Genomic DNA, 26,858 nt, shown 5'->3' on the forward strand with positions numbered 1-26,858 from the left:
TATATTCAATGCATCGGTAACCCCAATTACTGGTGCATTATTTTTCTAATATAATATGGTGATCTGATTCTTTTCTTGTTTTTAGATTAAATGGAAATCCTATGGTTTTAATCACTTTATCCAGATCTCCGGTGATATCTCCATCAATAACATTCTCTCTATATTGTTGAGGATAGGTTATTGAGATATTGTACGTCTTCTCCAATTGTGAAATGGCCTGTCCGAATTTCATTTCATTAAAATCAAATGTTCTTACCACATCCTGATCGTAGAAATGTTTTTCTGCTCCGTCTTTATCTGCAAGCCATGTTTCTTTAGGTAAAAGATAGGTTGTATGACCGTTGTAATCAATTTTTACTTTTCCTTCTTTCAGATAGACTTTTTTATCTTCAGATCTCTGATCCAACAGGAATTTTGTTCCCAGCACTTTTACTTTAAATCCATTGGCATCAATGACAAAGGGCAACGCTTTATTTTTAGCAACACTGAAGAATGCTTTTCCCTTGAAAGAAACATTTCTGGCTTTTTCTCCGAAATTATCATTCAGGGTCAATTCGCTTTCAGGTTCTAATGTAATGATACTTCCATCTGGTAAAGTGAATTCCTTTTGCATCCTTTCAGATTTGAAAACCATTTGCTGATGGAATGAAGATTTCATATCATTATCAGTAAAGAAAAGAGTCATCACCGTAAACAAAGGCAGAAGAACAGCCGCGGCCCATAGAAAACGTTTTGTCTTGTTTCTGGATCTGATTTTATTTTCAAGTCCGTTCCAGATTCTCTGATCTGCCGAATCCTTTATTTTCCGGTTTTCATCTTTGACTGATTTCCATTGATTTTCGAAATCCATATGCTCCTGTTTGTTCTTTATTAAAGAATACGCAGGAAGTGTACAATCGTCAACCTGTATTTTTTTGATTTAACGATTTGTTCATACAAATTAATATTGAATTAAAGTAAATAATCACTTATTAAAAAAATATAATTAGGTACTACAATCAAATATTATTGTCCTACAAAATATTCTGTATCTTAATATTATATATATTTGTGATTATAAAAACTATATAAACCATGAATCAAAAAACAAAAGATTTTTTTGAAAAACATAAAATTCTAGAAAGAGAAATAATTGATGCAAAAGGACAAACTATGTATCAACTTAAAGATTTTATGAAGTCACAAAATAAACTATTTGCCTACAATACTACCGCCTGTAATCAAGGTCATACAATCAAAGATAGAAATGGACATTGTATTGTATGTAAAACAGCTTCAATTACATTTTTAAGAAGATCCTTAGCAACAGGTAATATTTATATTGCAGGAAGTATTGCAAAGGAATATATAAAAATAGGAATGTCAACCGTTCCTCTTGATCAAAGGTTTACTAGACTAAACTCTCGGAGAGTTGGTAATACTAATGATTGGGTCTTAATTAAAAGTATAAAATGTGATTTTGTAAATAAACATGAACTTGCAATACATAAATTATTAAAAAAATATAAAATTGACGGTGATAAATATGGTGATACAGAATCAACAGAAATTTTTAGATGTAGTTATGAAAAGGCAAATGCAACTTTAGAACAATATTTTGAAGAAAATAATATTGAAAAAATTGAAACAAAAACGTTTTTATATAATCCGGAAAAATATAGTTTTAGAAATCTAATTAATTCAAATAACATGTAACCTATTCTCTAATATTATAAAAGACCAATAGAAATATTATAAAGTTATTCAATCATAAAATAATTTGGAGTAGGGACTTAATATCAATATAAACTGAATCGTTAAAAGAAAAAATTCAAATTCGCTCTCAGAAACTTCAACACTTTATTGACATGTTTTTCCACGGCTGTTTTAGAAATATCATTTTCCTGAGCAATGGTAAAAAGACTGAGATTCTGGATTTTATTTTTGATGAAAAATTCACGGCTCTTTTCCGGAACCTGCTCCAGAAGGCTTTCTATCTTTTTAAGCTGATCTTCCTGTTGGATCTGTTTTTCGAGTTCTGAGCTTTCTTCATCCTGACTTTCCTGGGAATTTTCAAGAGGAACGAAAATCATTTTTCTTTTACGGTAGAAATTGGAGATTTCCTGTTTGGCAGATTTAAAGATGAGTGCTTCAATTTCTGAGGGAGAATGGGTTTTGGATAGATATTTCCAGACATGCATAAAAATATCCTGAACAATTTCTTCAATATCCTCCTCTTCCGAAAGGTATTTGGCCACAAAAAAATACACCCTGTGCTTGTAACCGGAATATATTTCTTTAAAATGATCCATTCTTTAATACGTCTTTGAACTCAAAACTGGTGGTACAAAAGTATCCAAAAGCTATGGCAATCATATTAAATATATATTAAGTTTAAATCCTTAGCGATAAGTCAGCACCGGATTTTCACAGAAAAATTTTCTGCTCAGAAAGAAAAGTCCAAATCATCAGCGAAAGGTCTGAAATTGGAATGCATAGCCGCTGTAAAATAGTCACAGAATACCTGATACACTGCAGAATTGGTATCCGTTGCCCGGATTCCCAGTTGTGTATAAATAGTAAGAATCTGATGGGACAATCTTTGAACCAGCTCTACTCCATATTGATGAATCTCGTGTTGTTGATCACCTGAAATCTCTTTATGATCACCCAGTATATTTTCTACTTCTCTGGCAATGTTTAGTACTTTTTCCAAATGTTTTTCAACAGACTCTGTGAAACTTTTGAAATGGATCTCAGGACGAATCAATTCTGCCTCTTCAATAAAATGAGAAGCCATTCCTAAATAATTGACCAAAAGCGTCAGATCTGCAAAAACCCGAAACGGAATAGTGTCCAGAATATCCTTGGTGAAAAAGGTATCATACACAAAGCTGTACTCTTCACTAACGAGAACATTTTCAACAGTGAATGAATAGGTGCCGCTGGCTTTCATTCCCATAGATTTCCAGTTAGGAATAATTTGAGCCCTTTCTTTCGGAATAATGAATGAGTGAATGATCTCATTACCGTCTTTATCCATTATAGGTTTCCCGTTTTCCGTAATCTTGGCATTCAATGTGAAATGGGTCAGATGAGGTGCTCCGGTTGCAAAATTCCATGAACCATTGATCAGATAAGTACTGTCATCTTGTTTTTCTGCTGTACCGCCAATCATTCCGCTGCCGCCAAAACAGGTTTCAGAATGGGTGAACAGTAATTGAGCAACTTCAGGTTTGATATTTCTGGAGAAGTAATTGGCTCCGGCACAAAGTGTCAGCATCCAGCCAAAGCTTCCATCGGTTTCTGCCCAACCAAATAAAGCTTTAAGTCCTTCTTCAAAACGATAGCCGAGTCCTCCATATTTTTTGGGAACCCAGATCTTCAGTAATCCTTCTTCGTGAATATATTGTATTACCTCATCAGAAATTCCAGAATCTCCATGAAGTTCCTGTCTGATCTCTTTAGTGCTCAGCATTAGCTTTGGATTTAATGATTTTCTGCCACTCTATATATCCGGAGATGGCTACTAAAAATAAGAATGATGTCAAAACAGCATAGAGATACAATTCTTTATGGATCATTAAAGGGATAGAAATAATATTACTTACGTTCAATATCACCCAGTTTTCAATTTTCCGTCTTGCCATCAGCCACATTCCCGCCCAGGCAAAAGCACTCACCAGAGAATCCCAGACCGGAACATCCGAATCAGTAAAATGGGTCAGAAAAGACCAGAATAAGATAAAAGTTCCCAAAACAATTCCTCCGGTAATCCACTTTTCTGTGGTGCTGGTAACGGAAATTTCCATTTCTGATTTTTGCTTCCCGAATTTCCAATACAGCCATCCATAGATACTCATGACCAGATAATAAAGATTTAAGGTAAATTCAGCGTACAGCTTGGAAGTAAGCATCACATACAACGTAAGAAGAATCCCTGCAATTCCGAAAAGATAGTTGTTGACGTTGTTTTTACGAGCCAGTAAAACCTGAATGACTGAAAATAAGACTCCGAACCATTCCGGTAAGGTAATTTGTTTTAAAATGTCCTGCATCATATTAATTATTGGAAATCAAATGATGAGATGATCAGTAAGCAATCCCTACGCCGGCATTATCCGGATCAGGTGTGGAAGTACATTCCTGGGTATCATCTCAGCCACTGTTCTGTAGCACCCCATTGTTGGGACAAAGGTGCAGCTTTTTTGTGGAAAAAGAAAGGACTTCAGGCTTTTAATTTTGGAAATATAATACTTCTATTTATCCTTTAAAAAAAATATCCTATGCTTCCTGAACTAACCGGAATGTAAGATTAATACGTTCCTTCATGGAGGATACAGACTTAGCAATTCTATGCTCCCAGTTTTCCTGAAGATCACCTTTCATAATCAATAATGAGCCATTAGGAAGTGGTAGGCTGTATTTACTCTGATGATGATCCTTTTTCCTGAAATCAAAGTTTCTGGTCTGTCCTAAACTTAAAGATGCAATCACAGGACGTTTTCCATATCTGCTTTCCTTATCCCGATGCCAGGCAACAGAATCGTTATGATCCCTGTAAAGGTTAAGCAATACAGAATTGAACTGATAGCCGAATGTTTCTTCGATCCTTTGCTTTAAAGAAAATAATTCGGGAGTCCAGAGGTTGTTATCCACTTCACCATTTCCTAATGGATAATCCGTTTTCGGATCACCATACCAGGCTGTTAGGCGTGGTGTCAGAACCGTTTTGTCATACATTTTCTGAGTACGTTGTTTCCAGGGAGATGTTTCAAGCAGATGATATTTAAGATTATCCGCTTCCTCCTGACTCAGGAAATGTTCTCTGTATTCCAATAGGTCTTTTGGAAATTCATATAAATCTTCTGAATCGAACAAGCTGAGCTGGGTCATATTTTTAGTTTTTAAAATAACAGAAAACCTTATGTTCTCTGAGGAAACGAATTTGATACAAATAATATCTACAAATATATCAATAATGATACAAAATAAATCAAACAATAAAGATCATTAGAACAAAATACATAATGGTAGATTTTTACAAAAGCTATATCATTATTTTTATTCGTTAAAAACAACCTTCTTTTTTATATAATTCACTTTTATAACAAATTGTAAATTAAATATCTGAAATAATTAATACATTCAAAAAAACGAGTAATAATGTATTATATGCACACAATAGGATGTCACTTCGGGAAGATTTAATACTTAATTCAAAAATAATTATTCATCTTTGCAGCCTTAAAATCAAACACGCTAGTTTATTTCATGAGCATTACTTTTAAAAAGCGACTAATTATAGCGCTTGTATTACCTACGGCCGCCATTTATTATGGGCAGAGTACGAAGGATTCTTTAGAGAAATCTAAATCTATTGATGAGGTTATGTTGGTAGGTAGAAACCTTTCCCAAACAGCCAAAGAGAGAAAAACACCTGTTGCAGTTTCCAACATTAAAGCTGCAGAAATTCAGGAAAAACTGGGAAACAGAGAATTCCCTGAAATTATGAAGTCTACTCCATCCGTTTATGTTACCAAAGTAGGTGGTGGTTTCGGAGACAGCAGAATCAACATGAGAGGTTTTGACGGGGCCAACATTGCAGTGATCATCAACGGACAGCCGGTGAATGATATGCAGGGAGGAACTGTGTACTGGTCTAACTGGACTGGGTTGGCTGACATTGCCAGCAATATTCAGATCCAAAGAGGTTTGGGAGCTTCTAAATTTGTAGTTCCATCTGTAGGAGGAACGATCAATATTGTAACCAAAGCTACCGATTCTGAACAAAAAGCAATGGTGAAAGGAGAAGTTGGAAATGACAACTACTCCAGAATATCTGCTATGTACTCTTCAGGATTAAAAAACAAATGGGGAACAACCGTATTGCTTTCCCGTTGGCAAGGTGACGGATACATCAATGGAACAAAAGGTGAAGGTTACTCGTGGTTTTTCTCTACAGGATTTAAGCCTAATGAAAAGCATGCGTTCAATTTTATCGCTACCGGAGCACCACAGGTACACGATACGAGAAGATCTTCTGCAACAGGAGCGAACGTAGCAACATTGCAACAGTTTGAAACTTATGGAAGAAGATACAATCCACAAACAGGAATGTTGAATGGTTCTCAGTTCAACCTGGCTCCTAACTTCTATCATAAGCCTATCGCATCATTGAACTGGGACTGGACAATGAATGACAATCTGAAATTATCCACAGTTCTTTATGGTTCATGGGGACGCGGTGGCGGTGGTACCGGACTTAACGGTTCTATCAAAAACGCAGCCGGACAAACTATGAACTTCATGAATTATGGTGCAGGTGGTGACGGTACAATCAACTGGGATATGATTTATCGTTATAACAGAGGCGGTATGGTAACGGATTATAATGGAAATAGCTTCCAGAAATCAACCTTTACTGCTCCTGCAGGTTCTCCTGGTGATTATAACGGGCAATATGTATCTACTCTGAACGGAACAACTGGTATCGTGAGAAAGCAGAGTATCAATGCTCATGACTGGTATGGTGTGATTGCTGACCTTAATTATAAGAAAAATAACTGGACTTTTAACGGAGGGATTGATCTTAAGACTTACAAAGGAGCTTTGTATGACATTGTAACGGATATGTTGGGATCAGATGCTTTATTTGTTCCTGGTACAGCAAATGCTCCAAAAGGATATTATATCAATCAAACGGTAAAACCGGAACCTCTTACGAAGCTTAAAGATGCTCAGAAAGTATCGATCCATAATGAAGGGCTGGTAAAATGGGCAGGTATTTATGGAATGGTTGAGTACAGTTCTGAGAAGCTAAGTGCATCTGTTCAGGGATCTGTTTCTGAGCAATATTATAAGAGAGTGGATTATATGCTGTATACGCCAGGAAACCAGGAGACAAAATGGTACCACAAAACAGGATATATTGTAAAAGGAGGTGCCAACTATAATATTGACGATCACCACAATGTATTTTTCAATACAGGGGTTATCTCAAGACAGCCTTTATTCAATGCATTATTCCCGTCCAACCAGAATATCTATAATGATGCTAAGAATGAAAGAATTTTCTCTGTGGAGTTAGGATATGGTTTCAAATCGCGTTATATAGATGTGAACATCAATGCTTACAGAACGCAGTGGGATGACAGATTTATTTCAAGAACATTCAATGCTACAGCGGCAGATGTTGCAAAATTCCCTCAACTTAATCTTGGAAGCGCTTATTTCTACAATGCCTTGAACGTAGGTCAGCTTCACCAGGGAATCGAATTGGAAGCAAAAGCCAGACCTTTTACCAACCTAAGATTAAGAGGAATGGTATCAATGGGTAACTGGAAATATAAAGGAAATGCTAACTTCAACATCCTTGATGTTCAGAACAACCAGGAAATAGCTGGGGCAACCGGAACCATCAATATCAAAGACCTGAAAGTTGGAGATGCTGCTCAAACAACTGCAAGCATCGGTGCAGATTACAATATCACCAAAGCATTCAGTATTGATGCTAACTGGGAATATTATGACAAGCTTTATGCTCAGTTCAACCCGATCAATTTCCTTACTGAAGCGGCAAGAGAAAAAGGAATTGTAAAATTGCCAAGCTATCATTTATTTGATGTTGGTGCTTCTTACAAGTTCACATTGGATGCGAAAAAATCTTTAACATTGAGAGCGAACGTGTACAACTTATTCAACAAATATTATATTTCTGAATTAAGCTCCAATATCTTCGCAGGTGATAAAATTGCGAATGGTCCGGATGCCGGAAAAACGTATCAGGAAGCTGGCAGAGTGTATCAAGGTGTTGCAGACGGTAATACAGGATTCCTTGGTTTTGGAAGAACCTGGTCTGTTGCAGCCACTTTGAGATTCTAAGATAATTTCATTTCAATAATGAATCAATTGAATAGGCTGTCCCAAAAATGGGACAGCCTATTTTCATCATAAGCATCAAAAATAAGATTCTATCTTTTTACAGCTTAAAAATTTTTAGGTTTTTTATGTTGAGCGGCCTGTCTGGCAATTTCATCAATACGATTTTTTCTGGTTTCGGGTCTTTTGGCAAGCACAATCCATTGCAGAAGCATTTTTTTCATGGATTTGCTCAAACTTAAAAAATAGGTTTCAGAACCTTCATGTAGTTTAAATGCTTCACTCAGGTCTTCAGGAATGGTAAGATCTTCTACACTATCCAGAATATTCCAGGAACCATTCTCTTTGGCAATTCGGATGGTTTCAAATCCTGCTTGCTTCATCAGATTATTTTCTATCAGCTTCTGAACCTTATCCTTATTAATTTTTGACCAGGTACTCCTCGGCTTCCTCCTGCTGAATAACTGCATAAACGAACCTTCGTCAATGGTCTTCCTTGTACTGTCGATCCAGCCAAAACAAAGGGCTTCATCTACCAGATCCGTCCAATGAACAATGGGTAAATTTGATTTTCTGGTGTTACAAATCAGCCATACGGACTGCTCTATATGATGATTCTCCTCCAGCCATTGCCGCCATTCTTCCTTTGTATTGACATAGAAAGTTTGTTTCTCCGCGATTTTCCCCATAGCTTTTCTTTTATTGATGTAAAATTAAAATACTTTAGTGACAATAGTGTGTCAGTATTAAAATTTCAAATAATTAATCATGACATCCCATAATACAAGCCTATTAAAGAAATACATGATAAATTAGGCAAAATAAATTATTAAAAAATATTCTACCTTTTCAATCGGATATGGACAGAGAAACTATAGATTATATTATCAGATATTTTAGCAAATTTTGATTGTTAGCACTATTTGTTTAATAGCTAATTATTTGCTATTTAAATCCATATCAATGAAATAAGCCAAATGTTCATGCATTTTTTCTACAAAATGAAGTTCCGCGTTCAGGATCTTAGCTGTTGATTTTTCAAAATTGTATTTGGTTTTGATACTGAATTCAAACTCGCCAATAGAAAAATCTTTCTCCTTCTCATAAAGCTTTTTGATATGGCTTTTCATAAGTTCATCCTGGTTGTTCAGTACCGAATGAAACTCTACAAAAAGGTTGTTGTTTTCTTCTTCAAGTTTTACCAGTTTCAACTGATAGTGATATTCTACGCCATCAATCAGCCTGGAATGAATATTTGACAGGCTGAATAGAAAACTGTAATATTCATTAGGAGGAAATATAAGGTTATAAACTTCCGGCAGTAAAAGAATGTATTGCAGATTCTTCTTCAATTCAACATCAAAGTTTTTCAATCCCTTTTCATAATTTGTAATCAAATTATTTTGATCCTTTTCCTCCGGGAAAGCACTCGCCAGCTTATTCTCTTTCCATTCTTCCCAACTTTTCCAAAGATCAGGTTTATTCTCAATAGAAAGAATTTTCCCGCTAAGATTTCTTTTCAACTGAATATTGCGGGAAATATCTGCAAGGGCAAGACTTTGCAACAAAAAAGGCTTCATCAAAGTATCATCAGTATCACCCGTAATTTCCTGTAGTTTTATGGTGTTATTTATATCATGATCTCTCTTTTCCTGTTCAATAATAATATCTGATGAGGTTTTTAATGAGATTGGTTTGTTCTCTGTACCCATAATAAAAGTATTCTCTACCTTCAGGGTGTATTCCTGCGAGAACTTTTCCAGTTGAAAAAGAGGAATATTTTCCCCAAATAAAAAATTTGAAATACTCATTTCATTACTATTGTATACTCTGAATGCCTTTATTGCTGAAAATGAATTTTATATATTTTATGATTCCAACTCCAGTTTCTGACTGATAGTCAGATTATCTTTTAAGCTGGTACTGATGGAAGCTGATTAAATAGATTCTGGTAATCTAATAAAACTTCATAGTCTAAATAATCTTTAGGAGTATCAAACCAATGTTTAGATAAATCTGCAGTTCCAAATTGTTCGATGAGTACTGTTTTTTCATTTTCTTTTACAAATTCCTTCAAAAAAACATTGTCTTTCTTCTTATTTGAATAGAATAATAGTGTTTTTCCAAGATCACCATACCAAGAAATTTGTTTTAAAAAAATTTTATTGTTACTATATCCCTTAAAATCTCCTTTAACGATGTCACCTTTTGAAAAGACTATCATTAAATTATACTTAAGTATATTGTTATCGTAAAAATTTAATATTAAATTCATAGAATCAATAGTAATCTGGCAATAAGGTTTTTCATCTTTATAATAGGTAATACTATATTCAAGTTCATTTTCAAAAGCATATCTAGCCCACTCATCAGGGGTATATTTTAGAAACTTCTTTGGAACATTCTGGCTAAACTCTGTAGATAAATGAACTTCTAATGTAGTTTGTTCATCCATTATCTTTTCCATAAGTCCATTATACTTCGAAAATTCTGTTTTATACATTTTTATAATAAATTTTTAATTAAATTAATCCAGAAATATTATCCACTATTTCTACTCCTTTTTTTCTTGCATGCTCAAGAACTTCTTTACTTAAGTTACCAACTTTTTCAACATGTAGTATTACTTTATCTCCAGCAGAATTTATTACTTGGCCTGTCTGTGTCATAGGTTTACCATTATATTTTGCTGCATCATCAATATAACTTTTGATTGTTTTATCTGAAATTTGAGTTAGATCACTGGCTTTACGTTCAATAATTTTAAAAGTTCCGTCAGCATTTTCTATTAATCCATCTATTTTTCCAACTTTCCCTTTCTTTAACAAGACTTCAACTTCATGAGAATATTTAAAGCCTTTTTCTAATGCTTGTTTTCTTAATTCGCTATTCCATACTAAATTAAAAAAATATCCACGTCTAACTTTCTGAAACCATTTCTGAGATTCCAAAATCATTTGGGACAAGCATCTGCCAGAATTATGAACCAATAAAGCCAGCAGGCCTACAAAATAGGTATGAAAATGAGCTACCGTAAAGTTATAAACTTTTTTAGGTTCATAGCTATATTCTATCCTTTCAATGATAACTTTCGTATCATTTTTCGTTAAAATTTTTTCACCTATTTCTAATTCTGAAGCATCTTTCCAGCCTTCCTCAGTATAAAAAGGATGTATCGCAGTTGTTTCAATTACTTCAGCTTCGGTATAAATACTAATGGTATGGTCACTTTCATTGAGGATAAGATCAATCACCGGCTGAAGGGCTACAGTATCCATATCTTCATCATAAGCCCACACCTGATCTCCGATTTGGATATCTTCAATATTTTTAATTCCGTGTTCGGTATGCACAGGTGTTCCGGCTGGAAAACAGGCAAAAACACAGGTCTTAAGCAATTTTTTGGCTACATCATCCACACTTTTCTTTAAAGCTTCTTTGCTCAGCTTTTTTAGTGCTGCTTTTCCCATCTGTTGCAGAGCTTCTTTAGATATGGCTTTTGCCCCTGCTTTTATAGCCCCTTTTACTCCTGCTTTTGCTCCCTGCATGGCTACCGTTCCGGCTCCGAAAGAAACTACACCTACGGCTATAGAAGCGACATCCCAGATTAAAAATCCGGCATTCATAAGGCCACCGCCTACATCTCCGGTTTGTATATCATTGATGAGGTCACGACCGCTTCCCCAAACCGGGATCATACCTTCTACAAAACCTGCCTCACCTACACTATCGCCATATCCACTGTCGTCAAGTTCACGCTGTGCCTGATCCTGCATATCTTTTACCTCCTTGGCCGCATCATCCGGAAGTGGAACCTGTCCACTGGTCATAAACTCTATCTTCCCGCCTATAGGACATTGACAGGTACTTTTCCCTATCAAAGAACGGATCCCGTTAATTTTCACCTGCCAGGTATCCTGCCAGGTCATAGGAACAGTAGTAGGTGTACAAGGTCCTCCACTGATCTTACACACTTTAAAGGAAGGGATATTAATAAGAGGAGTAGCATCCTGATTGGTCGCTACAAGACAGCCATGGATTTTCACCTTCGTATTGAACGTAGGTTTAAAGAAATCCGGAGCTGCTCCCTGGTCACACATCATCAGGGCATTGAGGGTTATGTATTCTAACTCATCCATAATTTCGGTTTTAGAATTACATAATATTGGTATCTCCTGAAGACATCACAGCGCTTGGTCCGCCGGTAATAGTAAGTGGCGAATCTGTGCTGATATCCATAGGGCCGCCTTTACTTGACAATCCCAGAGCTCCGGTAAGTGCAGTGATATCAATTATTCCTTTTCCTGCTGAAGCCATAATACCTGCTTCGGATATGGTGATAGAATTATCTCCTACCTGTAGGGTAATACTTGTTTTTCCGTCAAGGGTAATATTTCCGCCTGCATCCATTTTCAGCAATGATTGTGGCGGAGCATCTTTTTTCCCCCCAACATTGATGACATTGGAACTTCCTGCATTCACAGTATGGTTGCTATTTGCATTGGTAGTCGCGTTTCCGGTTCCGTCAAAATTCATATTGGCACCACCCTGATCTTTAAGATTCATAGATCCGGCTCCATTGTCATATTTTAATTCTGCGCCACTTCGTCCACTGAAACTCATAACATTATTTCCAGTACCGCCACCTGCTCCAATTCCGCCATGATACATTCCACCCATCACAAAAGGACGATCGGGATGAAGATGTACAAAATTGATAATGACCTGATCTCCCACTTCAGGAATAGACATAAATCCTCTGTTTTTACCTACCTTTTCACTGCTTCCGGCATCAGGTGACATTACACGGATAAATTCTGTGGTGTCCTGGCCGGTTTGCCAGTCAAGCTGAACCTGCACGCGGCCTTGATTTTCAGGATCGGTATTGGAAACTACTTTTCCAAACTGGGGTTCCGCCACCGGAACTGTAAATTCCGGTCTTGGAATAAATCCGGTATCAGAAGCTATGGCCTGGAAAGATCCATCATAGTATCCGCGGGCATCCACATGATGGGTTACCTCTATAAGCATTAATTTAGTGAAATAAGAGGTTTCGTTAGTGTCCGTTTTACGCATCTGGATATCCGCAATACATCCTGGATAAAGAAAAGGAACGGTTGTATTACCGGAAGTTACAAAAACTTCTGAAGCTTTACTTCCTGCAGTTCCCTTTTGAGAAGCATCAATATCCATAAAAGATGATGCTTTGATAGGAGCCACTCTTAAAGATGGGGTTTGAAAAGTTTTTTCTGAAATTTCATAAGCCCTCTTCGCAATATCTGAGGTATGCGTTATTTTTGAGCTTCCGCCTTTAAATTTTTCATTTTTACTACTGTTATATCCATAAAATGAAGGATTCACATGCTGAGCTTTCATTTTAATTTTAACATCTGTCAGATTACTGCCATAGGTTAGCAACACAGGCTTTTCCTGTGGTGGCAATTGTCCGAAATGTAAAACTTCTCCATCATAGAAAAATTGTTCTCCATAAGCTTCAGCAATTCTAGCCAGATAGTTATAATGGGTTTCTCCGTATTGAGAACTGTAAGATACATTGCCATGACGGGCATCTATTCTAAAGTCAAATTTCCCCTGCCCTAATCCTTCTTTAATCACTTCATTGGCGATACTGTTCAAGCTAATGGGTTGTGATCCACCGAAACTTTGAATATGTGGGGCAGCATCTAACAAAATTGTTGGACTGAAACCTGACAGCACAAGATTACCCAGGCTTCCCTGTTCCTGACTGAATCCAACCTCCGTGATAACTCCTATAAAATTCCGCTCAGCTCCGCCTTCCACATCTTTATATTTGAAAACCACCGTAATCCTTTTTCCCAGGAAATTCTGTATTTCTTCAAGATTATGGTTTTCTGCACTTCCTAACGTATCATGAGCAAGAATAAGCTCAAACTCGTGATGTTTAGTAGCACTTTGAGTAAGGCTAAAATGTTTGAAATACTTTATAGATTTACCTTCCACATGGATATCAAGCTTTACTACCCGGTTGATTCCTACGATGGCACTCTCCGGAATACTGTCAGCATTGAATATTTTAGAAGTAGGCTGTCTGGCCCAAAGCTTATCCTTACTTATGGATGGTTCATTGGGCAGTAAAGGCTGGTTCAGGAATTGTTTTCCTGTATTCGCCATATTGACTGCGTTATTCACTTTTGAAGCAGTTTTCTTTACTTCTTTAACTTTTTTATTGTCTTTGATTTTGCTTACAAAATCTGTCTTGTCTGAATCTATTTCCGGTTTGGGAAGATTATTCTGTTCCTTAAACATGACATCTTTTTTTAGTGTATGACTTAATTGAATAAGGTGAGACCCTTTGGTTCAAGGAATCAACCTACAAGCTTGTAACGGTCTCTTGAACAAGCTTTTCAATGATTGACCTGAGATGGGTACAGTGGGAATTTTCAGAAAAAAAATTCCGCTTTAGATACTTAGTAACACTTTAAAAAGTGGTTGATTTCGGTATTTTTTCATAAGTTTTTTTAGTGATTTTGGTATTGCAATATATAACCTTAAATACTCACTCCAAAATGAATTATCGATTATTTGGAAAATTGTCGTAGTTCTACGACAATGAGTTTTCAATAAAGCTTTTTCACATATTGAACTTATGATTAGATGATCAGTGAGAAGAAATTAATTTTTTTATTTTTTATACATTATTATTTACTACGTAAGTAGAAAAAAACGCTCCTATATTTACTTAGAATTTTTACGTTGCAACGCTCTCTGATAAAAAGACTGATTGGCAATTTTCTCTTCTGCTTCATCAATAGCAGTCAGCAGATTGTTTTTATTGTCGGAAATATCTCCTAAAATCTGAGCCATTAGATCCCATACGGGTTTCATTTTCTCAATAAGTTCATTCCCTTTTGAAGTCAGTTTAAAGAGCCTTTTCCGTTCATCCTGCTTATCTTTTTCCCACTGGATCAAGTCCAGTTTTTCAAGTTCTTTGAGCAAAGTTATCGTAGATGGATGGGTATACCCTATTTCATTGGCTATTTCAACAACGCTTGCTATTTCTTTTTTATAAATGGTGAAAATAACCGGAAACCATTTCAATTCAAAATCAATTCCGAAGGCTTTATAAATAAGCGCTCCATCTTTTCTCAATTGTTCACTGAGGCGGTGCAGTCTGGTGGATATGGCAAGAATTCCTGCTTCGTTGATTACATTCATATTCAGTCAATATTTAAATGGTAAAAAACATCATCAGCACTCATTAAAGGAAATTTCACAGGAATATCGCTTTTTTCAATCTTTACAAATTCATTCCTTTCGTAGAAACGCTGGGCTGCTTTCAGTACCGTTATGGTTCCCAAATATAAATCATCAATTCTGTTTTCGCGACAGAAAGAAATTAAAACTTCCAATAATTCTTGCGCAATATTCAGTTCTTTTCCTCTGAATTCTTTTTTCACAAACATTTTTCTGATTGCTCCTGCCCTTTCGTCAAATTTAACCAACGCTATAGAACCTACCAGTTCACCTTCCACAAAAGCACCCCAAAAGTTACCTCCGGCTTCCGTGTAAAAACTTTCTATCTGCAGAAGATCAGGTTGATCTTCAATGGTAATCGGAATATTAAACTCTTTCTGCTGAATCGTCAAAATCAGATCAATGGCCTGCTCTGAGTAGGAATTCCCTATGGATTGTATCTCTAATTTCATAGTGTTTATATTTTAAAGTACAAAACTACGTAGTTGAATACATATATGCAAATCAATTCTACTTTTTAAAAAATTTTAACACTGAATTTTCAAAAAACGGAATTTCTATATAATGATATTTATGTAATTTTCTTTACCCCAAAATTAATAACCCACGCCAAAATGAAAATAGAAAACCTGAAGCCTTTTAACGGACAGCATTGTGAAACTACTACCACAGGAACATTATTACAACATATTGGAATTGAACTTTCCGAACCCATGCTTTTCGGGTTGGGTGAAGGTCTCGGCTTTATCTATTGGAATATGAAAACGATGGACTTCCCTTTCATCGGAGGACGAATAAAACCAGATTTGCTCACTAAGAATTTAGCCAAAAATCTGAATCTTGAATTAACGGTAAAAGAAACCTCTTCACCGCAAAAGGCCTGGGAACAAGTAAAAGAACTTCTCAATAGTGGGCAGGCAGTAGGATTGAAAATGGATTGCTATCATCTTGAATATTTCTCAAATCCTTTCCATTTTGCCGGACATTATGCGGCTATTTATGGCTATGATGATGAAGAGGCTTTCCTGATTGATACCAGACAACAAGGTGGACAAGTACAAACATCTTTAAAAAGTCTGGCTATGGCCCGTTCTGAAAAAGGTCCGATGGCTTCTAAAAATCTGTATTATATCATCAGGAAAACAGACAGAAAATTCGATCTGCAAAAAGTTATCATCACTGCGATCAAAAATAATACGGCTGAATATCTGAATCCACCCATTACCAATATCTCCTACAAAGGGATTTTAAAAACCAGTACTGAAATTGTCAAATGGTTCAATACGAGTAAAGACGTTGAAGAAGAATTTAAACAAGCGGCTTTGCTAATGGAAAAAGCAGGAACCGGTGGTGCTTTGTTCAGAAATTTATACCGTGATTTTTTGAAAGAAAGTGATGAATTGCTCCAGCTAAATCCGTTAAAGGCAGGTTATGAAGCATTCACAGAAATTGCAAAACTCTGGACAAATGTGTCTCAGCTGTTTGAAAAAGTGAGCCAGACAAAGGAAATTCAATATATTCATCAGGCTTCGGATATTTTAAAAACAATATCTGAAAAAGAGAAAAAAGCGATGGAAATATTGATGACATTATAATCTGCTATTTACAACTCTTTCTTAAACTCATTTTTTTGAAATGGATCAGGAGATCTGTTCTTTTGTAATTTTTATATCAAAATGAAGAAAATAAGGAATGAAATCAACAATCCCAATCAAAAACGAATAAACAAAACAACAAACACATAAAAAAGGTTAAAATAATATGATATTCATAAATTTAATTATTATTTTATATAAATAATTTATAATTTTATAAGATTAATTTTAAATAATACATTTATGAAAAATCTTAAATTATTCGCCATCGCATTAGGAGTGTTATCTTTGTCTTCCTGTAACAGAAATGAAGAAGAGCAAAACACCCAGGAACCTAACCAGGAAAATAAAGCAATGCATTCATTAGGAGCAATATTGGTAGATGAGAAAACCTATGATTCGTTTGCTAAAGTTGATATTAATGCATTATCAATGAAATTTAAAGGCAAATCAACAGAAGCTTTAGTAACTTCTATTCCATCAAGTTATATCATACCCAACACCCCTCCAATAGTAAATCAGGGACACGAGGGTTCATGTGTTGCTTTCGCTACGGCTTATGCCGCTGCAAGTACCCTGGAATATAATTTCAAAGGAGTAACCAGTCCAAGAAGTCCGGAATATGTATATAATCAAATAAAAGTAAGCGACTGTAGTGGTGGAAGTTACCCATCCAGCGCATTAGATTTAATAAAAAACCAAGGAGTTTGCAGCTGGAGTGAAATGCCGTATACAGATGTTGGGTGCTCTACACAACCCAATGCTACTCAAAAAAGTGCTGCAAGTACGCATAAATTTACAACCTGGGCTACTGTAGATAAAACAAATATCAGCAATGTAAAAGCTCTTTTAAGCATGAATTTTCCAATAATCATTGCAGTTACGGTAGATGCAAGCTTTGATAATTTAAGCTCGGCAAGCAACTGGATATGGAAAAGCCATTCTGGAGCTAAAAGAGGAGGACATGCCATCTGTGTAGTGGGATATGATGATGCAAAACAAGCTTTTAAAGTACAAAATTCATGGGGCCCATCATGGGGTGATAATGGATTTTTCTGGATAGATTATGCATTCTTTGCCAAGACTACAAAGGGTGCTATTAATGAATCTTATGTAGCCTATGTTCAATAAGAAAAGAAGTTATAAAAATTAATAGTGGTCGGAATGAATTCCGGCCATTTTTTATGTCTTTTAAATCCGGATCATTTATTTTTGGGTAAATGAGAGTATACATTGATATAATCAGGTTGATATAACAATCCCTGTTTACAATAAATATCAGCCTTGATCTTCCTTAATAAAAAAACGCATGCCATTACTGACATACGTTTCTCTATTATTTGATAACAGAATATGGTTATTTCCAGCCTCCGCCTAAAGCCTGATAAAGCTCTACGGCTGCTTTCATTTTACTGTATCTTGCATTGGAAATGTTAAGCTCTGCATTTAATGAATTCACACTGGCATTCAACACTTCAAGATAGTTCGCCATACCATAGTTCACTAATTCCTGGGAATAGTCAACCGATTTTTTGTAGGCATCCAGCTCTTTTTGTTTCAATTCAATGAATGAATCCTGAACAGAGAAAACTCTGATGGCATCCGAAACTTCTTTTCCGGCAGTCAGAACTGTTTTTCTGAAGTTTAAATAAGCAGTTTCCTTATTGGCAAGACTTACGTCATAGTTGGTTTGGATCTGTCTCTTATTTAAAATCGGCTGAGCCAATCCAGCCACTACATTGGCAAACAATGAATTTACACTGAATAAATGGTCAATATCTACCGACTGTACTCCTCCGCTTCCTGTCAGTTTTAAAGTTGGATAAAACTGAGCTTTGGCAGCATTGGTCAACTCAAAAGCATTCATTAAGTTATACTCTGCTCTCATAACATCCGGACGGTTGGCCAGAAGTTGAGTAGGATAACCTAATTTCAAATCGATAGGCAGTTTTTGCCCTTCCAACGTAGATCTTTCGATAGCATGAGAAGGCTCTCCCATCAAAAGACTCATGGTATTTTCAAGCAACTGGATCTGTGTATCAATATCAATCAGTAATGATTTGGCATTGAAAACAAGAGCCTCACTTTGCTGTACTGCTACTTCAGTAACTGTTCCGGAAGTTTTTAAAGCCTTAGTAGCTTCAAGGTTTTTCTCTCTTACCGCAATGGTTTCCGTAATAATTCTCTTCTGTGCATCAAATGTCAACAATTGATAATATGCAGAAGCAATGGAAGACACCAAACTGCTTTTAACCGCTTTATGTGCTGCAACAGTTCCTAAATAAGTAGCCAGCTGTGCTTTCTCCTGTGCCTTTAATTTACCCCAGATATCAGCTTCCCATCCGATACTTGCCGTAATGTCAAACTGATTCACATAACGTCTTGATCCGATAATCTGTCCAAACTGTGTATTGATAGACTGAGTCTGAAATGTATAGTTGGGTCCTATGGAAACTGTTGGCTGATAAGCTGCTTTACTTTGTTTAAGGTATGCTTCTGCAGAATTAATACTTTCCAGAGCAATTCTGATATCAAGATTGTTCTCCAGTGCTTTAGAAATATGCCCTTGCAATATAGGATCAGTGAATATCTCTTTCCAGGAAATATCTGCAATATTGGTACTGTCCGAAGGAAGCATATCTGTACGGAACAGCTTTTCGTCTACAACATTCTTCGGTCTTTCATATTCTTTTCTTGCCATACAGGATGAAATGGCTCCGAGTATGAAAACTGAAAAAGTGATTCCTTTTATGATGTTTAATAAACTCTTCATTATTTTTAATTAGAAGTTAGAGTTTAGAAGTTAGAAGTTAGTGTTTAGACTCATCTCTAATTTCTAACTTCTAATTTCTTAAATCTTAATTTTATTCTGCTAAATTGATATCTTCTTTTTTGATAGGTTTAATTTTTTCCTGCAGTGTTTCAAAAATCACATACAGAACCGGAATTACAAATAATCCCAAAACAGTTCCTATCAATAGTCCGATTGCCGCACCCGTAGCGATAGATCTGTTACCTACTGCTCCAATTCCACTTGCCAGCACTAACGGCAATAAACCGAAAATAAAGGCAAATGATGTCATTAGAATAGGTCTCACTCTGGCTTTCGCTGCATTGATGGCCGACATTACAATGGTTTCTCCATGATGTCTTCTCTGAACAGCGAATTCAACAATAAGAATCGCATTTTTCGCCAGTAGTCCTACGAGCATGATCAGGGCAATCTGGAAGTAAATGTTATTTTCCAGTCCCATAATCTTCTGGCCGAAGTAAGCTCCCATTACCCCAAGAGGAAGAGAGATAATAACGATCAGCGGAAGGATATAACTTTCATACTGTGCAGAAAGAATAAAGTAAACGAAGATCAAACTTAGTCCGAAAATCAGAAGTGTCTGAGATCCTGAATTTAATTCTTCTCTGGTTAACCCTGTAAATTCTACGGCATAGTTTTGATTCAGAGTTTCATCTGCCACCTGTTGTACAGCTGCAATGGCATCCCCGGAACTGTATCCGTCAGAGTTTGCTCCTGTCACCTTCACGGAAGTAAACAGGTTATAACGGCTTACAGATTGTGGTCCATAGGCTTTTGTTAATGTTACAAACTGTGAGATCGGAGTCATGATCCCTGATCCTGTTCTGACATAGAGCTGATTCAGATTGTCAATATTCTTTCTGTTCTCAGGAAGAGCCTGAACCATCACCCTGAACTGCTTTCCATACTTGGTAAAATCGGCAGTATAAATACCTCCGATATACCCCTGCATAGTCGCCAGAATGTCGTTTACAGAAACACCAAGCTGCTTGCTCAGAGGAACATTAATTTCCATCTGATACTGAGGATATTTGGTATTGAATGAAGTCTGTGCAAACTGAATTTCCGGTCTCTGCATCAGCTTACCGATGAATTCATTGGTTTTAGCATCTAAATCAGCATATTCACCTCCTGATTTGTCCAGCAATACCATTTCAAAACCGGCACTGTTACCAAATCCCGGTACACTTGGCGGTTGGAAGAATACGACTTTAGCATCAGGAACAGATCCTACAATTCCAAATAATTTTTTGGTGATATCTTCAGAAGTCTGTCCGTCTTTTTTTCTTTCTTCGAATGGTTTCAGTTTCACAAAGGCAAGACCGTTGTTACTTCCGTTCCCGGATAAGAATCCTCTACCCGTAGAAATTGTTACATTCTGTACTCCCGGAACTTTTAATGCCTTTGCCTGAAGTGTTTTCAGAGCGTTATAGGTTCTTTCCATAGAAGCTCCCGGAGGAAGCTGAACATCTGTAAAGATAATCCCTCTGTCTTCTGTAGGTACAAAACCTTTCTTCATGCTGCTGCTTGCCCAGAATAAGATCCCTCCGGTAACAGCAAAAATAATTAAGGTAACCCACTTATGTCTTAACAAGAATACAAATCCTCTTCCGTAACGCTCAGTAGTTGTTTTAAAAGCAATATTAAACTTATAGAAAAACTTCTGTAGCAGATTCAGATTTTGATACTCTTTATGATGCTCTGCGTGAGGTTTCAGAAATAATGAACATAAAACCGGACTCAGCGTTAATGCGTTAATAGCAGAAATGATGATAGCAATGATCAGCGTAATACCAAACTGCTGGTAGAATACCCCTGTAGGCCCTGTAATGAACGTCACCGGAATAAATACTGCAGCCATTACCAACGTAATCGAAATAATAGCTCCTGTAATCTCATCCATTGCTTCTACTGTGGCTTTTTTAGCATCAGAAATACCATGTTCCATCTTGGCATGAACAGCCTCGACGACGACAATGGCATCATCCACTACAATACCAATGGCCAGTACCAATGCAAATAAGGTTAAGAGGTTCAATGAATATCCGAATAAATTCAGGAAGAAGAACGCCCCCACAATAGATACCGGAACCGCAATGGCCGGAATCAGCGTAGACCTGAAGTCCTGAAGGAAAATATATACTACAATAAATACCAGAATGAAGGCTTCGATCAGGGTATGTACTACCTTTTCAATAGAAGCTTCCAGGAATTCGTTGGTATCAAAGTTAAAAGTATACTTTACACCCTTTGGAAAAGTTCCTTCGGCTGATTTCAGATAGGCTTTGATGTTTTTAATAATCTCCTGTGCATTGGATCCCGGAGTCTGGAAGATCCCCATACTGATGGAAGGATTGTTTCCGTTCTCCCCGATTCCTGTATAAGACTGTCCTGCCAGTTCTACTTTGGCAACGTCTTTCAGCATCAGGTTTTGTCCGTTTGCAAGAGATTTGATGATGATATTATCGTACTGTTCTTTATCATTGAATTTACCTACGTATTTGATGATATATTCAAAAGAACTTCCGCTGTTTTGTCCGATAGAACCTGCAGCAGCTTCTCTACTCTGCTCGTTGATAGCATTGGTAACATCCGTAGGAGTTACACTGTAGGCAGCCATTTTTGCAGGATCCAACCAGATTCTCATCGAGTAGTTTTTACCACCGAATACGTTGGCATCCCCTACACCATTTACCCTTTTCAGGTTTGGAATAATATTGATATTCAAGAAGTTCTGAAGGTACACATCATCCAAATCTTTATTTTCAGAATAGAAAGACATATACATCAGGGCACTGGTTTGTTGCTTCTGGGTTACAACCCCTGAACGTGTTACTTCGGATGGTAAAAGAGGTGTTGCTCTGGCTACACGGTTCTGTACGTTTACCGCTGCAATATCGGGATCTATTCCTTGTTTGAAGAAAACCTGGATCTGAGCAGAACCGTCATTCCCGGCACTGGAAGTGATATAATCCATACCTTCCACCCCGTTGATCTGTTCTTCCAAAGGAACTACCACACTTTTCATCACCGTCTCAGCATTCGCTCCCGTATAGTTTGCGGAAACACTTACCGTAGGCGGTGCAATATCCGGATACTGTGTAACCGGTAACGAGATCAGCCCTAGCACACCGAGAATCACAATCAAGATTGAGATTACGGTAGATAAAACCGGTCTGTTAATAAAGTTTTTTATCATTAGAATTTCGGTTTTATAGATTGAACAAGACTATCCATTTTAATTGGCTTCGGCTTCACTGCTGTTCCCGGTTTCAGACCTCCGATACCGGCTGCAATAACCGTTTCTCCTTTATTAACTCCTGATTTAAGAAGAGCCATATTGTCAATTCTGTCGATAACATTTACCACAACGTTTCTGGCAGTATCTCCTTTTTCTACTTTGTATACGTAAACGATACCTTGTTGCTCATAAGTAGCACTTTCAGGTACAACAAGAACATTATCGTAATGCTGAGGGAATCTGATGGTTCCACTGTTCCCATTACTTAATAATTTCTGAGCATTCGAGAAAGCAACTCTGAACTGGATCGTTCCGGTTGTAGGATCAATCTGACCGGTAATGGCTTCAATTCTCCCTTTTTCAGGATAAAGACTTCCATTGGCCAACTGAAGTTCTACCATAGGTAAGTTTTTAATTTTCTCAGGCATAGATGCACCCGGAGACTTTTCAAGGAAATCAAAATATTCCTTTTCATTCATCGCAAAGTAAGCATAGATCTCAGACGTATCTGAAATTGTTGTCAGAGGTGTCTGATCAGACGGTCCTACCAAACTTCCTACTTTTAACGGCAGTCTTCCGATTATCCCAGAAATAGGAGCACGAATGATAGAATATTCAATATTGGCCTCTACTCCTTTGTAATTCGCTTCAGCCTGTCTTTTGGCAGCATTTGCCTGTTGAAGCTGAGCCTGAGCCTGGGCCAACTGAGCCTGGGCTGTCTGTAACTGTACGTTGCTGATGATATTTTTCTGAACCAGAGGTTTTAGTTTGTTTACTTCAACCTGAGCTGCATTTACAGAAGCCTGAGCTGCTGCAACACTAGATGCTGCTGCGCCTATTCCAGCTTTGGAAGCCGCTGCATTTTCGTTCAGGATATTGGTTTCCAAACGGAACAAAGGCTGCCCTTTGGTAACATATTGTCCTTCATCTACCAATACCTGGGTAATATACCCTTGTATTTTTGCACGTACATCATTGTTTACTCTACCCTGAATGGTAGCCGGAAACGTCTGATAACCCACTATATTTTTTGACTCCACGGAAACAACCGGATACGGCTTGGCACCATCCTGTTTCGGGGCTTCTTTTTTGCAGGCTGTCAGTGAAAACGCTGCAATGGAAAGTATAACTAGCTTATTATTCATTTTATAGTTTATTAAGAGATTCCTGAATATTTTCTATGTTTTTATTTAAGAGTGCTTTGTAAACTTCTATTCTTTCGTTGTATCCATCATCTTTACTTTTTTTAAAATTGTTTAAATCATCTAATAGTCTTAATTCGTCCTGCATCTTTTGGACAATTTTTTCGAATCGTATTTTCTTGTATTCATCATTGATGAAAAAATACCGTTTCCGCTCATCCATTTTGTTATGATCTACGATAAGCTGGGCATTGAGCAGTAATGAAATACTGGTAGAAACAGAGCTTTTGCTCGCAGAGAGCACTTCAACAAATTCGTCAAAAGTAATTCCTACTTTCTCATAGTCGAAAAGAAGGTAGGAATAAATTTTTGATGCTAAAGGGGGTAAGCTGAACACGGTGCCATAGAATTTTACGGCATCTTGAAAAATTTTTTCATCAATTTCTATACTTTGGTGCATAATATAAAAATTTGAACAAAAGTAGAAATTAGTTCAGAACCAAACGAACAAACCTGATAGAGTTTATAAATACAGGGCGTTTTAAAAATTCAATGAAAGTTGATTTAACTTTTTGATTAAATTATAATCTTCTCAAAAGCTTTTCTCATTCCGTCTTTCAAAAGGACCTCTCCGCAATACGAATAACCTCTGCCTTCAAGGATTTTCAACATGGCAATATTGTCATGGTTGGTATCTACCTTAATACTCTGAATTCCATGGGATTTGGTAAATTCTTCAATCTGATCAAAAAGTTTTTTAACCATACCCTGTCCTGCAAATTTTTCATCTACAGCCACTCTGTGAACCACAACAAATTCACCGTCACTTAACCATGCTCCTTCAATGGTGCTGTAAGCAGGTTCATCATTCAGAATAAGTGCTGCATATACTGCAATCTCGCCATCCACTGTCATAACGTGACCAAATCCTTTTGCAATATCGCTTTCCACTGTCCCGAGATTAGGGTATCCGTTCTGCCATTGGGTACTTCCATCCTGCCTTCTTCTTTCGATGGACTGCTGGATGATTTCCCAAATAATGTTTCTGTCTTCAATTTCCGCTTGTCTTAGTTTAATCTCCGGATTCATGTTGTAAAATTTGATTAAAAGATTGATTTAAGAATTAAAAAAGTTACTGCTTTTTTAATTCTTAAATCAATGGTTTATAATTAATTAAAAAACCGAAAATTAATTAAAATTAATTTTCGGTTCGAAGTAGTAAAATTTAAAATTATGAAATTGTTTATTGATTTTCACTTTGTTGAAGGTAAGCATCAATAATTTCAAATGCTCTTTTTTCTTCTTCCAGATCTACCATTACTTTCAGCGAAGTGGCCGTTGGCGTAGTGGTAAACGTAAGATAGTTATTTTCAACGGTATTTGCAATTTGTGCGTCATCCAATTTAGACTTAACCAACTGAATTTCTGCAGGGTTATCACTTACATAAACTGATACTCTCGTACTTCTTTCCATATTCTAATTGTTTGAGTATCTAAATATACGATGTTTTTTTCAAAATTACAAATCCCGGGTTTTAAATTTTATTAATATTGTTTTCAATTTTATCTAAAGCAAGTTGGATTTCTTCTTTAGTAACATTCAAGTGAGGTCTGAAACGAAGAGACTGATCTCCACAAGGAAGAATGATTAATCCGTCATTGAAAAGCTCATTCATCAGGTGGTTTCTCTGCTCTGCAGTAGGAAGATCAATAGCACACATCAAGCCTCTTCCTCTTGCATTGGAAATTTTTTCAGGATATTTTTCAGCAAGAGCTTTTAAGCTTTCCAGTAAGAAATCTCCAACTACTCTTGCATTCTCAACAAGATTTTCTTTTTCGATCACTTCCATGACCAACTGGAAACGAAGCATATCGATAAAGTTTCCTCCGAATGTAGAGTTGATTCTTGAACTTTCTCTGAAAACGTTGTTCGGAACCTGATCAAATTTTTCTCTATTAGCTAAAACCCCACAAACCTGAGCTTTTTTCCCGAAAGAAATGATATCCGGTTTTGCTGTGAAATGCTGGAAAGCCCACATTTTTCCTGTAATAGCAATTCCTGTCTGAACTTCATCAAAAATAAGTAAGATTTCGTTATCATCACAGATTCTTCTTAATCCTAATAAGAATTCGTCTCTGAAATGATTGTCACCTCCTTCAGCCTGAATAGGTTCAATGATGATACAAGCCACTTTATCAGGGTGCATCAAAATTGCCTCTTCGATCTGAAGTAAAGCAAGATTTTCGTTTTTGATGGTTTCTTCAAGGTTTTCTTCAGTAATCGGGAACTTTAATTTTGGATTTAAAATTCTCGGCCAGTTAAACATTGGGAAATATTGATACTTTCTTGGGTCAGAAGTATTAGTCAGGCTCAAAGTATAACCACTTCTTCCATGAAAAGCCTGTTTGAAGTGGATACAGATTCCAGCTTCAGTATCTAATCCTTTTTCAAAGTTTTTGCGGGTTTTCCAGTCGAAGCATGCCTTCATAGCATTTTCAACTCCCATCGTTCCGCCTTCGATAAAGAAAGCGTATTGTAATTCTTCAGGGATAACTACTCTCTCAAATACTTCAAGGAAATGAGCGTATTCTTCCGAGTAAACGTCAGCCAAAGTAGGTTTGTTAACAGCCATTCTTCCCAACCATTCTGATCTTTCTAGAAGATAAGGGTGATTGTATCCGATGGATGCTGATGCAAACATAGAGAACATATCCAAGTATTCTCTGTCTGTCAGTTTATCATAAAGCCAAGATCCATGTGATTTTTCAATATCCATCACAAAATCGAAACCGTCTGCCAACACATGTTTTCCTACTGTTTCTTTTACTTTATTTGCTTTTATATCTAATGTGTGTTCCATAATAAATTTGTAGTGTGATTTAATAAATGAATGATTAAATGATTCTAATAATACAACGTTTAACCATTCAGGTTATTAATTTTTTTTGTTTTTTGAATGCTTTAAGTAAAG

Annotated in this window: 23 protein-coding genes and 1 riboswitch; of the genes, 4 read left to right on the forward strand and 19 right to left on the reverse strand. The window is 36.6% G+C overall.

Features of this window, described 5'->3' with window-relative positions; translation table 11 throughout:
- Nucleotides 1-37: 37 nt before the first annotated feature.
- A complete protein-coding gene (locus ACMA47_RS00780; protein WP_413928259.1) occupies nucleotides 38-850 on the reverse strand; it encodes a FecR family protein in 813 nt (270 codons plus the stop codon).
- Nucleotides 851-1,074: 224 nt separating this feature from the next.
- On the opposite strand from ACMA47_RS00780, the gene ACMA47_RS00785 reads away from it, so the two are divergent.
- Complete coding sequence (locus tag ACMA47_RS00785; RefSeq protein WP_413928260.1) at nucleotides 1,075-1,695, forward strand: GIY-YIG nuclease family protein; 621 nt, start codon at nucleotides 1,075-1,077, stop codon at nucleotides 1,693-1,695.
- A gap of 101 nt (nucleotides 1,696-1,796) precedes the next feature.
- Here ACMA47_RS00785 and ACMA47_RS00790 read toward each other — a convergent pair whose 3' ends face one another.
- The 4 genes from ACMA47_RS00790 to ACMA47_RS00805 all read right to left on the reverse strand — a co-directional run bounded on the left by ACMA47_RS00790 (nucleotide 1,797) and on the right by ACMA47_RS00805 (nucleotide 4,875).
- The gene (locus ACMA47_RS00790) at nucleotides 1,797-2,291 is read right to left on the reverse strand and encodes an RNA polymerase sigma factor (RefSeq protein WP_413928261.1); all 495 of its coding nucleotides are present in this window, start codon (nucleotides 2,289-2,291) and stop codon (nucleotides 1,797-1,799) included.
- A gap of 134 nt (nucleotides 2,292-2,425) precedes the next feature.
- Nucleotides 2,426-3,457: a hypothetical protein gene (locus tag ACMA47_RS00795; protein WP_413928262.1), complete on the reverse strand. Its 1,032-nt coding sequence runs from the start codon at nucleotides 3,455-3,457 to the stop codon at nucleotides 2,426-2,428.
- Nucleotides 3,444-4,040 carry a nicotinamide riboside transporter PnuC gene (pnuC, locus tag ACMA47_RS00800; protein ID WP_413928263.1) on the reverse strand — a complete coding sequence of 199 codons (597 nt, stop codon included), beginning with the start codon at nucleotides 4,038-4,040 and terminating at the stop codon, nucleotides 3,444-3,446. The genes ACMA47_RS00795 and pnuC overlap by 14 nt, the downstream gene beginning before the upstream one ends.
- Nucleotides 4,041-4,065: 25 nt before the next feature.
- A riboswitch (TPP riboswitch) is annotated at nucleotides 4,066-4,172 on the reverse strand.
- Between the two features lie 91 nt (nucleotides 4,173-4,263).
- A complete protein-coding gene (locus tag ACMA47_RS00805; protein WP_413928264.1) occupies nucleotides 4,264-4,875 on the reverse strand; it encodes an alpha-ketoglutarate-dependent dioxygenase AlkB family protein in 612 nt (203 codons plus the stop codon).
- Nucleotides 4,876-5,253: 378 nt separating this feature from the next.
- On the opposite strand from ACMA47_RS00805, the gene ACMA47_RS00810 reads away from it, so the two are divergent.
- The gene (locus tag ACMA47_RS00810; protein WP_413928265.1) at nucleotides 5,254-7,863 is read left to right on the forward strand and encodes a TonB-dependent receptor; all 2,610 of its coding nucleotides are present in this window, start codon (nucleotides 5,254-5,256) and stop codon (nucleotides 7,861-7,863) included.
- 104 nt (nucleotides 7,864-7,967) lie between these two features.
- On the opposite strand, the gene ACMA47_RS00815 is transcribed toward ACMA47_RS00810, so the two are convergent.
- The 7 genes from ACMA47_RS00815 to ACMA47_RS00845 form a co-directional block, all read right to left on the reverse strand.
- A complete protein-coding gene (locus ACMA47_RS00815) occupies nucleotides 7,968-8,549 on the reverse strand; it encodes a YdeI/OmpD-associated family protein (protein ID WP_413928266.1) in 582 nt (193 codons plus the stop codon).
- Between the two features lie 249 nt (nucleotides 8,550-8,798).
- Entirely contained in the window at nucleotides 8,799-9,671 is an 873-nt protein-coding gene (locus tag ACMA47_RS00820; RefSeq protein WP_413928267.1) for a hypothetical protein, read from the reverse strand.
- Between the two features lie 101 nt (nucleotides 9,672-9,772).
- Complete coding sequence (locus ACMA47_RS00825; RefSeq protein ID WP_413928268.1) at nucleotides 9,773-10,363, reverse strand: hypothetical protein; 591 nt, start codon at nucleotides 10,361-10,363, stop codon at nucleotides 9,773-9,775.
- 19 nt (nucleotides 10,364-10,382) lie between these two features.
- Nucleotides 10,383-11,999 (reverse strand): polymorphic toxin-type HINT domain-containing protein, encoded by a 1,617-nt coding sequence (locus tag ACMA47_RS00830; RefSeq protein WP_413928269.1) that lies wholly within the window; start codon nucleotides 11,997-11,999, stop codon nucleotides 10,383-10,385.
- Nucleotides 12,000-12,015: 16 nt separating this feature from the next.
- The gene (locus ACMA47_RS00835; protein ID WP_413928270.1) at nucleotides 12,016-14,148 is read right to left on the reverse strand and encodes a type VI secretion system Vgr family protein; all 2,133 of its coding nucleotides are present in this window, start codon (nucleotides 14,146-14,148) and stop codon (nucleotides 12,016-12,018) included.
- Nucleotides 14,149-14,577: 429 nt separating this feature from the next.
- Nucleotides 14,578-15,057 carry a MarR family winged helix-turn-helix transcriptional regulator gene (locus ACMA47_RS00840; RefSeq protein ID WP_413928271.1) on the reverse strand — a complete coding sequence of 160 codons (480 nt, stop codon included), beginning with the start codon at nucleotides 15,055-15,057 and terminating at the stop codon, nucleotides 14,578-14,580.
- A gap of 2 nt (nucleotides 15,058-15,059) precedes the next feature.
- The gene (locus ACMA47_RS00845) at nucleotides 15,060-15,548 is read right to left on the reverse strand and encodes a GNAT family N-acetyltransferase (protein WP_413928272.1); all 489 of its coding nucleotides are present in this window, start codon (nucleotides 15,546-15,548) and stop codon (nucleotides 15,060-15,062) included.
- Nucleotides 15,549-15,710: 162 nt separating this feature from the next.
- Between ACMA47_RS00845 and ACMA47_RS00850 the strand changes: the two genes are divergently transcribed.
- Together ACMA47_RS00850 and ACMA47_RS00855 are read left to right on the forward strand one after the other, a co-directional pair.
- Nucleotides 15,711-16,691, forward strand: coding sequence for a BtrH N-terminal domain-containing protein (locus tag ACMA47_RS00850; protein WP_413928273.1), 981 nt, complete (start codon nucleotides 15,711-15,713; stop codon nucleotides 16,689-16,691).
- 243 nt (nucleotides 16,692-16,934) lie between these two features.
- The gene (locus tag ACMA47_RS00855; RefSeq protein WP_413928274.1) at nucleotides 16,935-17,822 is read left to right on the forward strand and encodes a C1 family peptidase; all 888 of its coding nucleotides are present in this window, start codon (nucleotides 16,935-16,937) and stop codon (nucleotides 17,820-17,822) included.
- A 226-nt stretch (nucleotides 17,823-18,048) separates the two neighbouring features.
- On the opposite strand, the gene ACMA47_RS00860 is transcribed toward ACMA47_RS00855, so the two are convergent.
- The 7 genes from ACMA47_RS00860 to lat form a co-directional block, all read right to left on the reverse strand.
- The gene (locus tag ACMA47_RS00860; RefSeq protein ID WP_413928275.1) at nucleotides 18,049-19,464 is read right to left on the reverse strand and encodes an efflux transporter outer membrane subunit; all 1,416 of its coding nucleotides are present in this window, start codon (nucleotides 19,462-19,464) and stop codon (nucleotides 18,049-18,051) included.
- Nucleotides 19,465-19,555: 91 nt separating this feature from the next.
- Nucleotides 19,556-22,702 carry an efflux RND transporter permease subunit gene (locus ACMA47_RS00865; protein ID WP_413928276.1) on the reverse strand — a complete coding sequence of 1,049 codons (3,147 nt, stop codon included), beginning with the start codon at nucleotides 22,700-22,702 and terminating at the stop codon, nucleotides 19,556-19,558.
- Entirely contained in the window at nucleotides 22,702-23,889 is a 1,188-nt protein-coding gene (locus tag ACMA47_RS00870) for an efflux RND transporter periplasmic adaptor subunit (protein WP_413928277.1), read from the reverse strand. Before ACMA47_RS00870 ends, ACMA47_RS00865 begins: the two co-directional genes overlap by 1 nt.
- A gap of 1 nt (nucleotide 23,890) precedes the next feature.
- On the reverse strand, nucleotides 23,891-24,346 hold the full coding sequence (locus tag ACMA47_RS00875) for a hypothetical protein (RefSeq protein WP_034694378.1): 456 nt from the start codon (nucleotides 24,344-24,346) through the stop codon (nucleotides 23,891-23,893).
- 116 nt (nucleotides 24,347-24,462) lie between these two features.
- Entirely contained in the window at nucleotides 24,463-24,975 is a 513-nt protein-coding gene (locus tag ACMA47_RS00880; protein WP_062670043.1) for a GNAT family N-acetyltransferase, read from the reverse strand.
- 154 nt (nucleotides 24,976-25,129) lie between these two features.
- Nucleotides 25,130-25,360: a DUF2007 domain-containing protein gene (locus ACMA47_RS00885; protein WP_413928278.1), complete on the reverse strand. Its 231-nt coding sequence runs from the start codon at nucleotides 25,358-25,360 to the stop codon at nucleotides 25,130-25,132.
- A gap of 61 nt (nucleotides 25,361-25,421) precedes the next feature.
- On the reverse strand, nucleotides 25,422-26,747 hold the full coding sequence (gene lat, locus ACMA47_RS00890; protein ID WP_413928279.1) for an L-lysine 6-transaminase: 1,326 nt from the start codon (nucleotides 26,745-26,747) through the stop codon (nucleotides 25,422-25,424).
- Between the last annotated feature and the right edge of the window lie 111 nt (nucleotides 26,748-26,858).

The organism is Chryseobacterium sp. T20 (genome assembly GCF_047345655.1).
Lineage (GTDB): Bacteria > Bacteroidota > Bacteroidia > Flavobacteriales > Weeksellaceae > Chryseobacterium.

Excerpts from the sequence above, each read along its gene's own strand:
- ACMA47_RS00780 (WP_413928259.1), bottom strand. The coding sequence starts at position 850 with ATGGATTTCGAAAATCAATGGAAATCAGTCAAAGATGAAAACCGGAAA.
- ACMA47_RS00785 (WP_413928260.1), top strand. The coding sequence starts at position 1,075 with ATGAATCAAAAAACAAAAGATTTTTTTGAAAAACATAAAATTCTAGAA.
- ACMA47_RS00790 (WP_413928261.1), bottom strand. The coding sequence starts at position 2,291 with ATGGATCATTTTAAAGAAATATATTCCGGTTACAAGCACAGGGTGTAT.
- ACMA47_RS00795 (WP_413928262.1), bottom strand. The coding sequence starts at position 3,457 with ATGCTGAGCACTAAAGAGATCAGACAGGAACTTCATGGAGATTCTGGA.
- pnuC (WP_413928263.1), bottom strand. The coding sequence starts at position 4,040 with ATGATGCAGGACATTTTAAAACAAATTACCTTACCGGAATGGTTCGGA.
- ACMA47_RS00805 (WP_413928264.1), bottom strand. The coding sequence starts at position 4,875 with ATGACCCAGCTCAGCTTGTTCGATTCAGAAGATTTATATGAATTTCCA.
- ACMA47_RS00810 (WP_413928265.1), top strand. The coding sequence starts at position 5,254 with ATGAGCATTACTTTTAAAAAGCGACTAATTATAGCGCTTGTATTACCT.
- ACMA47_RS00815 (WP_413928266.1), bottom strand. The coding sequence starts at position 8,549 with ATGGGGAAAATCGCGGAGAAACAAACTTTCTATGTCAATACAAAGGAA.
- ACMA47_RS00820 (WP_413928267.1), bottom strand. The coding sequence starts at position 9,671 with ATGAGTATTTCAAATTTTTTATTTGGGGAAAATATTCCTCTTTTTCAA.
- ACMA47_RS00825 (WP_413928268.1), bottom strand. The coding sequence starts at position 10,363 with ATGTATAAAACAGAATTTTCGAAGTATAATGGACTTATGGAAAAGATA.
- ACMA47_RS00830 (WP_413928269.1), bottom strand. The coding sequence starts at position 11,999 with ATGGATGAGTTAGAATACATAACCCTCAATGCCCTGATGATGTGTGAC.
- ACMA47_RS00835 (WP_413928270.1), bottom strand. The coding sequence starts at position 14,148 with ATGTTTAAGGAACAGAATAATCTTCCCAAACCGGAAATAGATTCAGAC.
- ACMA47_RS00840 (WP_413928271.1), bottom strand. The coding sequence starts at position 15,057 with ATGAATGTAATCAACGAAGCAGGAATTCTTGCCATATCCACCAGACTG.
- ACMA47_RS00845 (WP_413928272.1), bottom strand. The coding sequence starts at position 15,548 with ATGAAATTAGAGATACAATCCATAGGGAATTCCTACTCAGAGCAGGCC.
- ACMA47_RS00850 (WP_413928273.1), top strand. The coding sequence starts at position 15,711 with ATGAAAATAGAAAACCTGAAGCCTTTTAACGGACAGCATTGTGAAACT.
- ACMA47_RS00855 (WP_413928274.1), top strand. The coding sequence starts at position 16,935 with ATGAAAAATCTTAAATTATTCGCCATCGCATTAGGAGTGTTATCTTTG.
- ACMA47_RS00860 (WP_413928275.1), bottom strand. The coding sequence starts at position 19,464 with ATGAAGAGTTTATTAAACATCATAAAAGGAATCACTTTTTCAGTTTTC.
- ACMA47_RS00865 (WP_413928276.1), bottom strand. The coding sequence starts at position 22,702 with ATGATAAAAAACTTTATTAACAGACCGGTTTTATCTACCGTAATCTCA.
- ACMA47_RS00870 (WP_413928277.1), bottom strand. The coding sequence starts at position 23,889 with ATGAATAATAAGCTAGTTATACTTTCCATTGCAGCGTTTTCACTGACA.
- ACMA47_RS00875 (WP_034694378.1), bottom strand. The coding sequence starts at position 24,346 with ATGCACCAAAGTATAGAAATTGATGAAAAAATTTTTCAAGATGCCGTA.
- ACMA47_RS00880 (WP_062670043.1), bottom strand. The coding sequence starts at position 24,975 with ATGAATCCGGAGATTAAACTAAGACAAGCGGAAATTGAAGACAGAAAC.
- ACMA47_RS00885 (WP_413928278.1), bottom strand. The coding sequence starts at position 25,360 with ATGGAAAGAAGTACGAGAGTATCAGTTTATGTAAGTGATAACCCTGCA.
- lat (WP_413928279.1), bottom strand. The coding sequence starts at position 26,747 with ATGGAACACACATTAGATATAAAAGCAAATAAAGTAAAAGAAACAGTA.